Annotated in this window: 10 protein-coding genes and 1 pseudogene; 5 read left to right on the forward strand and 6 right to left on the reverse strand. The window is 68.0% G+C overall.

Going from position 1 to position 11,499, the window contains the following annotated elements; genetic code table 11:
- Window positions 1-222 precede the first annotated feature (222 nt).
- The gene (locus AB0G11_RS47305; protein ID WP_357593703.1) at window positions 223-1,575 is read right to left on the reverse strand and encodes a hypothetical protein; all 1,353 of its coding nucleotides are present in this window, start codon (window positions 1,573-1,575) and stop codon (window positions 223-225) included.
- 508 nt (window positions 1,576-2,083) lie between these two features.
- Here AB0G11_RS47305 and AB0G11_RS47310 point away from each other — a divergent pair.
- Entirely contained in the window at window positions 2,084-2,839 is a 756-nt protein-coding gene (locus AB0G11_RS47310) for a site-specific integrase (protein ID WP_219508931.1), read from the forward strand.
- Window positions 2,840-3,246: 407 nt separating this feature from the next.
- Here the strand turns inward: AB0G11_RS47310 and AB0G11_RS47315 are convergent, their stop codons facing one another.
- From AB0G11_RS47315 to AB0G11_RS47325, 3 genes are all read right to left on the reverse strand, one after another.
- On the reverse strand, window positions 3,247-5,565 hold the full coding sequence (locus tag AB0G11_RS47315) for a hypothetical protein (protein WP_357593705.1): 2,319 nt from the start codon (window positions 5,563-5,565) through the stop codon (window positions 3,247-3,249).
- Window positions 5,540-6,406, reverse strand: coding sequence for a hypothetical protein (locus AB0G11_RS47320; RefSeq protein ID WP_357593707.1), 867 nt, complete (start codon window positions 6,404-6,406; stop codon window positions 5,540-5,542). The genes AB0G11_RS47315 and AB0G11_RS47320 overlap by 26 nt, the downstream gene beginning before the upstream one ends.
- Before the next feature lie 114 nt (window positions 6,407-6,520).
- Window positions 6,521-6,754: a tyrosine-type recombinase/integrase gene (locus AB0G11_RS47325; RefSeq protein ID WP_357593709.1), complete on the reverse strand. Its 234-nt coding sequence runs from the start codon at window positions 6,752-6,754 to the stop codon at window positions 6,521-6,523.
- Window positions 6,755-7,047: 293 nt separating this feature from the next.
- Between AB0G11_RS47325 and AB0G11_RS47330 the strand changes: the two genes are divergently transcribed.
- The 4 genes and pseudogenes from AB0G11_RS47330 to arsB all read left to right on the forward strand — a co-directional run.
- Window positions 7,048-7,383 (forward strand): metalloregulator ArsR/SmtB family transcription factor, encoded by a 336-nt coding sequence (locus AB0G11_RS47330; protein WP_357593711.1) that lies wholly within the window; start codon window positions 7,048-7,050, stop codon window positions 7,381-7,383.
- A gap of 12 nt (window positions 7,384-7,395) precedes the next feature.
- On the forward strand, window positions 7,396-8,625 hold the full coding sequence (locus tag AB0G11_RS47335) for a GNAT family N-acetyltransferase (protein ID WP_357593712.1): 1,230 nt from the start codon (window positions 7,396-7,398) through the stop codon (window positions 8,623-8,625).
- Window positions 8,626-8,936: 311 nt separating this feature from the next.
- On the forward strand, window positions 8,937-9,278 hold the full coding sequence (locus tag AB0G11_RS47340) for a metalloregulator ArsR/SmtB family transcription factor (RefSeq protein WP_357593714.1): 342 nt from the start codon (window positions 8,937-8,939) through the stop codon (window positions 9,276-9,278).
- A gap of 11 nt (window positions 9,279-9,289) precedes the next feature.
- Window positions 9,290-10,360 (forward strand): annotated as a pseudogene (gene arsB / locus AB0G11_RS47345) (ACR3 family arsenite efflux transporter); the annotation flags it as partial.
- A 163-nt stretch (window positions 10,361-10,523) separates the two neighbouring features.
- Here the strand turns inward: arsB and AB0G11_RS47350 are convergent.
- Together AB0G11_RS47350 and AB0G11_RS47355 are read right to left on the reverse strand one after the other, a co-directional pair.
- Window positions 10,524-11,015, reverse strand: coding sequence for a Tn3 family transposase (locus AB0G11_RS47350; protein ID WP_357593764.1), 492 nt, complete (start codon window positions 11,013-11,015; stop codon window positions 10,524-10,526).
- Between the two features lie 26 nt (window positions 11,016-11,041).
- Window positions 11,042-11,443, reverse strand: coding sequence for a hypothetical protein (locus tag AB0G11_RS47355; RefSeq protein ID WP_357593716.1), 402 nt, complete (start codon window positions 11,441-11,443; stop codon window positions 11,042-11,044).
- Window positions 11,444-11,499 lie beyond the last annotated feature (56 nt).

Consider the following 11,499-nt stretch of genomic DNA (forward strand, 5'->3'; position numbering starts at 1 on the left):
CGCTGTCATCTGGCACAACTGGAACATCGGCGCACCCGTGAAACGATCCCTGATCGCCTACGATCACTAACCCAAATTTCACATCAGCGATCTAGTCCGGCGGGGCATCACTGTCGCATGGTTCAGCTCGGTCGGCAGCGCTCATGTGGGGGACGTCCTTGATGGGATGGTCGCGGCGGCTGGGGGAGGGAGCCGGCGGCGGCGCACCCGCTGGGCCGCCGGTCAGGGGCGTGCAGCGGAGGCGGCCAGGATCGCGGCGGCCAGGGTTCGCCCACGAGCTGGAACGTGCTGCGGGTCGCCGAGCCGGATCTCCTGATCTTGGAAGTGCAGTATCACGGCGCCGTCCGGGTCCCGGGCAACGTCGATACCGGCGTCGGGCAGGGTGACGCCGCGAACCCCGACACCGTGGTCGCTGCTGAGGTCGGTCAGTTCCGGCAGCACCAGCCCGGCGGCGGCCTGGGCGGTGGTCAGCCGGTCGCGCAGCTGATGCGTCTGCTCGGTGGCGCGCTCGCGTTCGGCTTCGGCGGCGCGGGCTCGCTGCTCTGCGATGGCGGCGCGCTCGCGTTGGGTGTCGTGCTCGGTGCGGGCCTGGCGGAGCTCGTCCTCGGCGCGGGCCCGGAGCTGTGCGGCGGCAGCCGCTTCGCCCTGGGCGGCGACCAGCGCGAGTCGGGCCTCAGCGGCTTCGGCGCGGGCGGCGTCAGCGTGTGCCGTGGCGGTCTCGGCGCGGGCGTGGGCCTGAAGGGTTTCGTGCTCGGCGCGTTCGCGGGCGGTCTCGGCGTCGCGGGCGCGCTGCTCGGCGTCGGCGGCCGCAGCGCGGAGGGCGTCGGCCTGGCGGGCCTGCTCCTCGACAGCCGCGCGTAGCCGGTCGAGCTCGCGGCGGGCCTCCTCCAGTTCGGCCGTCTTCGCCTGGAGCTGCGCCGTGGCGCGGTCGCGCTCGTTCAGGGCGTTGTCGCGGGCCTGTTCGGCGGCGCCGCGGGAGCGTTCATGCTCGGCGGTCTGGGCCCAGGCGGCGCGGGCGTCCTCCTTGGCCTCGTCGACCTTGCTGCCGGCCTCCTGTCTGATCTGGTGGGCGGCCTGTTCGGCGGCCTGCTGTGCTTCGCGGGCGGTTTGGGCGCGGCGTTCGGCCAGCTCGGCACGAGTGCCGGCTTCGGCCTGCTCGCGGCGGGCGCGGTCGGCGTCGGCGCGTGCGGCGCGGGCCTCGTTCAGCGCGTCGGTGACGGCTTCGTCCAAGGCTGCGCGCAGGGCGGCCGCCGTGGCGGTCAGTTGATCGGTCAGCGGCCCGAGTACGGCGCCGGCGTGTTCCAGGCGGACCTCTCCGCTGTCGCGGTCGGGCGGTGCGGCGGCGACGCGTTCGCGGTTGTAGCGGCGGCGGTGGTCGTCGCTGCAGTCCAGGGCGTCGGCGCGTTTGCCGGCGGGCAGGGCGCCGCCGCAGTAGCGGCAGGGCCGCCGCCCAGCGGCGCGGGTGCGCGCGGCGCGCCCGGCGGCCACCGCCTCCTCGACCTGCCCCTGCACCGGCTGCGGAATCTCCTCGCTGGTTCCCACGCTCGGACCGGCCTGCTCGGTTCCCTCGATCATGCTCACAAATCTATCAGAGCCATAGCCGATCCGTATCCGAATCGGATCATTCGATCGGATACGAATATCCGGGCAGCGTGGATCTCTCACACAATTGTTGTTATGTGAGAGCACACCTGCTGTCAGTGGGATTCCCGCCTGCTGTCAGTGGGCCTGATCCGCAGCCGATGCCGCCCCTTCTCCCGCTGACCGCCTTCAGTACCACAAAATTGATCATGGAAAACCGTATGGGCGCCCCCGAACGGCTCCCGGAGCCCGCCCCCGCGCCGCCCGCCCCGGATGAGCATGAGCACCTCCTGGACGGCCGGACGGCCCGGCTGGTCGAGCAGGGCCTGGCCGCCAACACCCGCCTCGCCTACGCCCGCGACTTCGGCGCCTACGCCACCTGGTGCCAAAGTCCACCGGCCGCACCCTGCTGCCCGCCACCCCCGCGACCCTGGCCAACTACGTCGCCCACCTGGCCGCCCAGTAGTACGCCCCCTCCACCATCGACCGCGCGCTGGCCTGCGTGCTGGCCGCCCACGACCAGCTCGCCAAACCCGCCACCGCCGCGGCCCGGCTGGCCCTGCGCGCCTACCGCCGCGAGCGCGCCCAGCAGGGCCACCGCCCCCGCAAATCTCCGCCGATCACCGTCGACCGGCTGCGCGCGATGGTCGACGCCCTGCCGGACGGCGCCCCCGCAGGACGGCGTGACCGCGCCGTCCTGGTGCTCGGCTTCGCCCTGATGGGCCGCCGCTCGGAGATCACCGACATCGACATCGACGACCTCACCTTCACCGCCGACGGCCTGGAGCTGTACGTCCCGTTCAGCAAGACCGACCAGGACGCCCACGGCGAGATCGTCGCCATCCCCTACGGCCAGCACCCGCAGACCTGCCCCATCAGGGTGACCCGCGCCTGGCTCACCGACCTGGCCGACGCCGGCGTGACGACCGGGCCGCTGTTCCGCCCGATCGACCGGCACGGCCGCATCGCCTCCCCCGCTCATCCCGTCGCCGGGCGCGGCCGTCGTGAACGGCTGACCCCGCAGTCGATCAACTTGATCGTCAAACGGGCCGCCGCAGGCGCCGGCCTCGACCACGCCGATGCCTACACCGCACATGGCCTGCGCGCGGGCGGCGCCACCTCGGCCGCCAAGGCCGGCGCGCCCATGTCCGCGATCACCCGCCATGGACGCTGGGCCGACGGCTCGCCCGTCGTCGCCGGCTACATCCACCAGGCCGACAAGTGGAACGACAACCCGCTGCACGGCATCGGACTCTGAGAGGTCGTGTAGGTTCCCAAATTCCGTGCACCTTCTCATTCGCAGTCTCACACGGGTGTCATCCCGCAGGTCAGCAGCTTGCCGTCGCCTGGGAAGCCGAGGAGATGACACGCGGCCTGAGACAACCGACGTGTGACACGGTGTGAGACACCGAGGTAGCCGGCAGGTCACAGCGTTGGCGCATGACGCAGAGATTGAGAACCGACAGGTCGGCGGTCGCTGGTCCGCCTATCGGTACCGTGGCGCCTGATCGACTTTGAGCCACTTCGCTGTGCGGGCAACACTTGCCAGTGGTGCTCGCTCTTGAACGGCTGCCGGAGCCACCCAATCTGGACTGCCCTGTGTGCCTGCGCGGCCGGCTCGGGCAGCCAGCAGCTCCGCGAGCAAGCCGCTGGCGGTGGTGGCTGTCACTGATCGCTCTGCAAGGAGCCCGGCTTCGCCGAGGCGAAGAGCCGCGATGCGGAGGGCACGCCGCCGCCTGTTCGGGAGCCGGTCGAGACACTGCTCAAGTTCGATGAGGAGCTCCTCGATGGTGTCGCCTGCTGCGATCGCCCAGAGCGCAAGGGCCCACTCGGCCAGGGAGTGGTCGTCGTCGCACGCTTTGAGCCGGTCGCGCCACCACATGGCGTCACGCGCATGGGCCCGGGTGTGTGCGATGAGCGCCGCGGGGTGACCAGTGGCGCCCAGTGCTTGTGCGCCTGGCACACGCGTATATCCCTCAAGAAGCGGCATGGCCGCACCGATGACGGCGATCTCCGTAACAAGCCAGCAGCGGCCGACCTCGTGGAACAGCGCGGTGGAGGCGTTGGACCAGGGGACGTGCTGCCCTTCTCGCCGCGCTGGAATCGTCGGAAGCTCGCGACGTCGGCAAGGGCCGATCCTGACTTGCGTAGGAGTTGGATGGCCTGTGAGCGACGATCGGGGGAGGACGCTTTCGGCGTCTGGGGCGTGGGACGGGTGCCGAAGGAGTAGAACTCGGCGGGGCTGAGGGCTACCGCGATCCTTGCAAGTTCCGAGCGCACTGAGGTCGTCTCGGTGCATTGGCCGTCGAGTACGGCCCGACGGAGTTGCTCCTCAAGGAAGCTGCCTTTCTGGGGCAGGCCTCCGGTGTTGAGGATCAGCTGGGCCCGCTCACCGTCCTCGGCGGAAAGACCGGGGATGTCGATGACATCACCGGCGATGACTTCGCAGGCCGCGCCGAGCCTCAGCCAGGCGATCTCGTCGTCGGTGCCGATCGCCTGGGTAAGCCGATCAATCCACCAGCGGGCGAACTGGCGTCGTTGCCCGAGTAGGTCGCGAATGACGCGCATGCGAACGTGATTGTTGGGGTGTGCGGCGATGGCTTGGGTGAGGCGCTCCCACACCTTGCCGGCGTGTGACGGGTCCGGAAGTGTCGCTATCGCCCTGTCGTCGAGCGCCTCCAACAGGAGCTTGCTGCCATGGTCGTCGGTCAGCGCGTCCACGTTCGCGGCGGCTTCCAGCGGCCGGCTGTTGAACACGCCGTCGGTGATGAGGCTCCACGATGCCACGCGCACATGCTTGGAGGGATTGTCCGTAAGCTCGTGAGTGATCCCCGCCTGCAGCACATAGAGGTCGGAGCCCGTCGCGTGGCCGCCGTAGAAGCGGGCGGTGTTGAACCAGTAGGGCCGTCGAAGTAGTTCACGGAAGACGTGCGTGCGGTCGAAGCGGGGGTCGCCCTCGCCGGCGTAGCGGTACAGATATCGCGCCGCGAAGTACTCCCGCAGCGATTGCACTTCGAACTCGTAGGTCTCCTGTTCCTTGCCCGTCAGGGCCCACAGTCGGTCGGTCGCGGCCTCGAAGAGTTCATCCACCACGTTCTCGGGCTTGCCATAGGTCCGCTGGAAGTGCTTCATCGCGGCCTCGACCTCGTCGCGCGTCATTCGCCCGCTGTGACCGTCTTCCTCTGCTCGGGACTGGACGTACCAGCCGAGGAACGGGACGATCTCCAGGAGTTCCGTCCGATATTTCCGGACCGTCTCGGGGTGCTTGTTCGCCTCTCGAGCCAAGAGCAGATTCATGTACGCGTCGTACAGTTCGGTGCGTTGGCTTGGTGTCGCGTCCCCGTGCTGGCGCAGGAGGTAGAGCAGAATGGTCAGCTGCATCGGATGGCCGGCGAGTTCGCCGATGTAGGGCTCGCGAGTCCTTTCGTTGAAGTTGCGGCGCAGTGTGCGGCTGTCGTTGCCTCGGACGTTGTGCACGGCGCACCACTTCCGGAGGAACTGATCGCGCAGAGCATGATCCAGGGGACTCAGCGAGATGACCTCGAACACATCCGCATCCGGTTCTGGCAGACCGGCGGAATTGGGACGTGAGGTGACGATCACTCGGGGTTCGACGGCGTACGCCCTGCCCCGGGAGCAGAACAAATCGATCTCCTGCACGACGCGGCGGCGCGCCGCCATACTGCCGACCTCGTCCAGGCCATCAAGAACGATCAGGCTCGGCACCCGGTCGAACAGATCCTGTACATCCGAAGCTGCTACTGAGGTGCCTCCTGCGAGATGCGACATCAGGGCGGCTAGGAAGCACTCGATGGTCGCCTCCTGAGCGTGCCGCTTCTTCTCCTTCTTGATGGTGGGGGCATCTGACTTGTCGAAGACGTCGTAGCCTTGCATCCATGCCGCATAGTCGGCGAGATCGAACCGGAGCGGAAATCTGGGCTTGCTGGTCGCCGGCAGATCAGATGTGGGCGTCTGTGCCGGCATGAATGCGGCACGGAACGCCTGGCAGACGATCTGCCCCAGCGTGGACTTGCCCTGACCGGGTGCTCCCCGCACGAGGGTGAACGGGTAGGGCGACTTGCCGATGATGTAGGAGGCGGCACCGCCCCAGCCGGTGGGTGTCAGTTGCCAACCCCTGTGCCCGGCGGGGAACGTGGATCATGTCCGCCGGCACATCGACGAACAGGTCGGCCAGGCGTTCCCGGTCCAAATCGACTTGGCTGAACTTGACGCGCTCGTCGTTGTCCCACTGTGCAGCGGCCACCTTGCGAAGGAGGTCGCGAAGGCCCGAATTCCGTTTGGCTGCTGTCTCCTCACTGAGGAGATAACGGATGACCTCCCATCCTGCCAGCATGTCGGCATAGGCCCACTTGAGCTCGGTCGATGCCGCATCAACCATCGAGTTGATCGCCTCGCGCCACAAAGCGCTCATATCGAGGCCGAAGGTCTTCGAGTGGGCGGCTAACCTTTCGTTAAGCTTGTCGAACGTCCCTGTTCTGGGCCTACCGGTACTCGGGACATTCGTCACGATGATGTACTTTTTCGCGCCCTCGGCCGCGAGCCGCCTGATGTTCTCGGCTTCCTGAGTGATTGTTGCGTCCAGCCACGCAACGGGGTCCTTCTCAGTGCCTGTGGCAGACCATTTAACCTGATAGATCAGCCGTTTCTCAGGTGCGCTACGGACCCCATCACGGCCTCCGTCGGCCTGCCGCAGAGGTAGCGGGACAAAATCTGGGAAGCGCTCGGAAAGCAGCGCCCCGATGAGTTGCTGGAAATCGTGATCCCCGAGGCGCTCGTAGAGGTACTTGTGGCGGCTGTCAGGCAAAGTCCCCCCTCAGGTGTCATCTGTCACGATGATCCCACTGCGTGTCCAGTATGGAGGTGAATCGTCCTCAGCTGACCCGCGTTCGCACCGTACGGATAGACGACGGCGATGGCCTCAGCCCTGGGCTTGACGCATGACGGTGCGGGGGTTCTTGTGCCGGGTCTTGCCCATGATGAGCTGCAGCGGGACCTCGGCGTCGCCGAGGTGGGTGGCAGCGCTGTGGCGCAGCTGGTGCGGGTCGATCCCGGCGTGCTTCTCCAGCAGGACGCGGTCGCGGTCGGCGTGCGGGCAGATATCGCCGGCCGCCGGCCTGCGAGCCGGGACGGGGTGGCGTTCGGACAGGAACACCGGCCCGTGCTGCCCTTAGGGAGCCGGAGGAGGCGGGGCAGCAGGTGGGCGGTGCCGCCATCCCGATACACCCACTCGACAGCGCCACCCGTGGACCGAAAGGCGCCCGCCCATGCTCCAGGTCCAAGTCCTCAACGTTCAGTGCCAAGATCTCTGCGGCTCTGCCCGCCGTTTCAGCACCGTCTGGGCGAGGGGTCGTCCTCGTCGCGGGGCCGCCGTGATCGCTCATACCCTGCGAGAAAGGGAGCAGTGGGCTTCCGCCTTCCAGATCAATCGAATATCGTCGATTTACGATGAATGAGACCAAGGGTCCACTGCCGCGCGCAGAGGCCGAGGAGTACGCGAGCTGGTTCAAGGCCCTGGCCGACGCGACCCGGATCCAGATCGTGTCGCTGCTGGCCCGGCGGCGCGCGCCGATGAGCGTGGGCGAGATCGTGGCCGCGTCCGGGGTGGGCCAGTCGACCGTCTCCCACCACCTGAAGATCTTGGCTGAGGTGCGGTTCGTGCTGGTCGAGAGGCAAGGGACGTCCAGCCTGTACCGGATCAACGAGAACTGTGTGAGCTGTTTTCCGACCGCCGCTGACGTGGTCATGGGCAACCCCGCGCCGGTCGCGCCCACCTGCGACTGAAGGAGCCTGGTCATGGCGTACGACGAGATCATCGATCACTACTCCGCGCTGGCCCGTGCCGCGGACGCCGGAAGGACGATCGCCGACTGCGGGCAGGACGCGTTCGAGCAGGGTGGCTTCGGCGCGGCCGGCTATGAGGAACTCGGCTTGCTGCCCGAGGGGGCGGTGCGGGCCAGCCTGGGATGCGGCAACCCGGTGGCCGTCGCCGAGCTGCGTGCCGGCCAGACGGTGCTGGGTCTCGGCGCGGGCGGCGGTATCGACGTGCTGCTCTCGGCCCGCCGGGTCGGCCCGCAGGGCAGGGTGTACGGGGTGGATGCCAGCGCGGACATGGTGGCGCTGGCCCGGCGCAACGCCGAGCAGGCCGGCGCGCGGAACGTCGAGTTCTTGCACGGCAGCATTGAGCGGGTGCCGCTGCCGGACCGGTCGGTGGACGTGGCCATCTCCAATTGTGTGATCAATCTGTCCGGCGACAAGGCGGCGGTCCTGGCCGAGGCGTTCCGGGTACTGCGGCCGGGCGGCCGGTTCGGCGTCAGCGATATGGTGGTCGACGGCGAGCTCGATCCGGAGCGCCGCCGGGCGGCCGAGCAGCGCATCGGCTGCGTGGCCGGGGCCCTGCCGGTCACCGAGTACCGCAGGCTGCTGGCGGCGGCCGGGTTCACAGACGTGCGGATCGTGCTGACCGCCGATCACGGCGACGGGGTGCACTCAGCCATCGTCCAGGCCCTCAAGCCCGCCATCGGGCTCGGCCTGGAGATCCGGCCGATGCGCGAGAGCGATGCCGCCGAGGTGCTGGCGATCTACCAGGCCGGGCTGGACACCGGCCAGGCCAGTTTCGAGACCACTGCGCCCAGTTGGGAGGGTTCACCGCGAGCCGGTTGCCGCACCTGCGGTACGCGGCGACCGACAGCGACTCCGGCGAGATGCTCGGCTGGGTGGCCGTCTCAGCGGTCTCGTCCCGCCCGGGTCTACGCCGGCGTGGTCGAGCACAGCATCTACGTCCACCCCGGCTGCCAGGCTCACGGCATCGGTCGTGCGCTGTTGGCGGCGTTCATCGCCGCCGCCGAGGACGCCGGTGTCTGCACGATCCAGTCGGGTGTCTTTCCCGAGAATGCCGCCAGCCTGAGCCTGCACCAGGCGCTCGGCTTCCGCGTCGTGGGCACCCGCGAGCGCATCGGCTGTCACCACGGTCTCTGGCGGGACGCGCTGATGATCGAGCGCCGTAGCACCTTGACCGGGGCCTGAGTCGCCGCCCGGGACGGTGGCCGGGAACAGGGATGGCCGTCTGATGGTTACATCGGTCGTGGCCGGTGTGCCCAGTGTCCCCGGGCCTCACCTATCGCCTTCGCGGACTACCGTTCGGCTGGAGCCGCGTTGTGCCCTTCGCCGAGAGGCGACACACACACCGGTACGCACACGTGGCTGAAGGCCCTCGCCGAGTCGGCGAGGGCCTTCAGCGTTACGAGACTCACCCAAGCTCCGCGGACTCCTTCTGGCTTTGATGTATGTCAATATAGAAAGGCGTCGATTTCGATGGCTGTCTATACGGAGTAGATGTGGAACCTCTGGAGCTCTTGGAGTGCAGCTCGCCGCTGATGCGCGAGCCGCTGGACGCCGAGCAGGCGGCCGGGGCGGCGAGGGTGTTCAAGGCACTCGGCGACCCGGTACGGCTGCGCATCCTGTCCATCGTGGCCAGCCGCGCCGGCGGCGAGGTGTGCGTGTGCGACATCACCGGCGCGTTCGAGCTGTCCCAGCCGACCATCAGCCACCACCTGAAGGTGCTCAAGGAGGTCGGGCTGCTGACCTCGGAGCGGCGCGCCTCCTGGGTGTACTACCGGCTGGTTCCCGAGACGCTGGGTGAGCTGTCGGCTCTGCTCGACGCGTCCGCCACCGTCTGAGGATCAGCACGATGCCCTCTTCCACGTCCCCAGCTTCACCGGCCTCGCCGGCCGCCGCGCAGGGCGTCATCGCCGGCCTGTCCACGCTCGACCGCTTTCTGCCGGTGTGGATCATCGCGGCGATGGCCGCCGGGCTGCTGCTCGGCCGGCTGGTACCGGGGCTGAACACCGCGCTGGAAGCGGTGAAGGTCGGCGAGATCTCGCTACCGATCGCGCTCGGGCTGTTGCTGATGATGTACCCGGTGCTGGCCATGGTCCGCTACGACCGTCTGGGCGCCGTCACCGGTGACCGCCGCTTGCTGGTCTCCTCCTTGGTGCTGAACTGGGTGCTCGGCCCGGCCGTCATGTTCGCGCTGGCATGGATCTTCCTGCCGGACCTGCCCGAGTACCGCACCGGCCTGATCATCGTCGGGCTCGCGCGGTGCATCGCCATGGTCCTCATCTGGAACTACCTAGCGTGTGGCGACCGCGAGGCCGCCGCCGTCCTGGTCGCGCTCAACTCGGTCTTCCAGGTGGTCGCCTTCGGCGCGCTGGGCTGGTTCTACCTGCAGGTGCTGCCCGGCTGGCTCGGCCTCGCGCAGTCCGCGCTTCAGGTCTCGGCCTGGGACATCGCCCAGTACGTGCTCATCTTCCTGGGCATCCCGCTGGCCGCCGGCTACGCCTCCCGCAAGCGCGGCGAACGCACCCGCGGCCGGGACTGGTACGAAAGCCGTTTCCTGCCCCGCGTCGGCCCACTGGCCCTGTACGGGCTGCTGTTCACCATCGTCATCCTGTTCGCCCTGCAAGGCGGCACGATCACCTCCCAGCCCGGCGACGTCGCGCGCATCGCGCTGCCGCTGCTGGCCTACTTCGCGCTCATGTGGGGCGGGTCGTTCCTGGCCGGCAAGCTGATCGGCCTGGGCTACGAGCGCTCCACCACGCTGGCCTTCACCGCCGCCGGCAACAACTTCGAGCTGGCCATCGCCGTGGCGGTCGGCGTCTTCGGCGTCACCTCCGGCCAGGCGCTGGCCGGAGTGGTCGGCCCGCTCATCGAGGTTCCCGTCCTGGTCGCCCTGGTCTACGTCAGCCTGGCCGGCCGCCGCCTGTTCACCGCCAAGGAGCCCGCCCGTGCCTGGGGGCGAGTCAGGTCGTTGCCGGGGCGGGCTTCGCCGCCGCGGACCCGGCGACGACTCGGCTCACGGTACGAGTGCGCCGGTCCAGGTAGGCGGCGAGGAAAGGCGAGCAGCAGCGCCATACCGGAGAGGATCACGCCGACCCAGTTCGGGGCGGCCGAAGCCTGGTCGAGCTGGAGCCCTGCCCCCACAGGCCGGTGTCGCGGGCGGCGAAGGTGGCGTTGGCGATTTCGACGGCGATGGTACAGACCACCTCCGGGGTCAGATAGCGTCGGCGGACGTAGCGCAGGTCCTCCTCACTGTGGGCGTGTGCGCCGAAGATCATCTGCCGGATGCCGCAGTTGATGGCGTAGGCGTAGATGACCAGCATGAGCCGCTCAGCCGGCACCTCGGGGCTCATGTGGCCGGTGCCGGTCGCCGCGGTCACCTTGGCCAGGCAGTCGGTGCGAAGGATCGCCTCCTTGAGGATGTCGATCAGCGGGACTTCACTCCAGCGGCGGGCCACCTCGTATTTGATCCGGCGCAGGTTGTGCGTGGCTCGGGGGACGGCGCTGTTCCTGATGCTCCCTTGGTATGCGGTGAGTCCGGGCTTGATCAGACGGCGGAGGCTGAGGCTTGCAGGCACATCAAGGCGTCGCCGTATGTGATTTCCTAGGACCGCTTCGATGACCTGGTGCTGCGCCTCCAATCCCAATCCGGCTCTCTGTCGAAGCGGTTGCGCACCTCGTCGAACGCGATGATTCTTCCATGATTAGTGTCGAGAAAGCCGTCCTGTTCGGAAATGACGGTCAGCACCAATTTCCTTATGCAGGACACCGATTGATACTCGATGAGAATGGCGCCCAGGTCTTCGCTGGATATGGCCAGATCCTGGAGCTCGCCGTCGTCATAGTCGTCAAGGACGTCGCCAGACAAGTCTATGTTGAACAGGCAGTCCCCGGCGGACAGACGATCGAATATATCTTTTTCTTCATACGTGCCGTACGACTTGAGTCGAGCCGCGATGGCATCCATGACAGCGGTGGTGCCGAGCAGCACTATGGTGGGACGCACGACGGCTCCTGACGACGGAATTCTAAGAATATCCTTTGCGTGCCTAGATTATCATG

This window comes from Nonomuraea sp. NPDC023979 (assembly GCF_040639085.1).
Classification (GTDB): domain Bacteria; phylum Actinomycetota; class Actinomycetes; order Streptosporangiales; family Streptosporangiaceae; genus Nonomuraea; species Nonomuraea ceibae.

Coding starts and splice junctions, on each gene's coding strand:
- AB0G11_RS47305 (WP_357593703.1), bottom strand. CDS start 1,575: ATGATCGAGGGAACCGAGCAGGCCGGTCCGAGCGTGGGAACCAGCGAG.
- AB0G11_RS47315 (WP_357593705.1), bottom strand. CDS start 5,565: ATGCCGGCACAGACGCCCACATCTGATCTGCCGGCGACCAGCAAGCCC.
- AB0G11_RS47330 (WP_357593711.1), top strand. CDS start 7,048: ATGAATGAGACCAAGGGTCCACTGCCGCGCGCAGAGGCCGAGGAGTAC.
- AB0G11_RS47335 (WP_357593712.1), top strand. CDS start 7,396: ATGGCGTACGACGAGATCATCGATCACTACTCCGCGCTGGCCCGTGCC.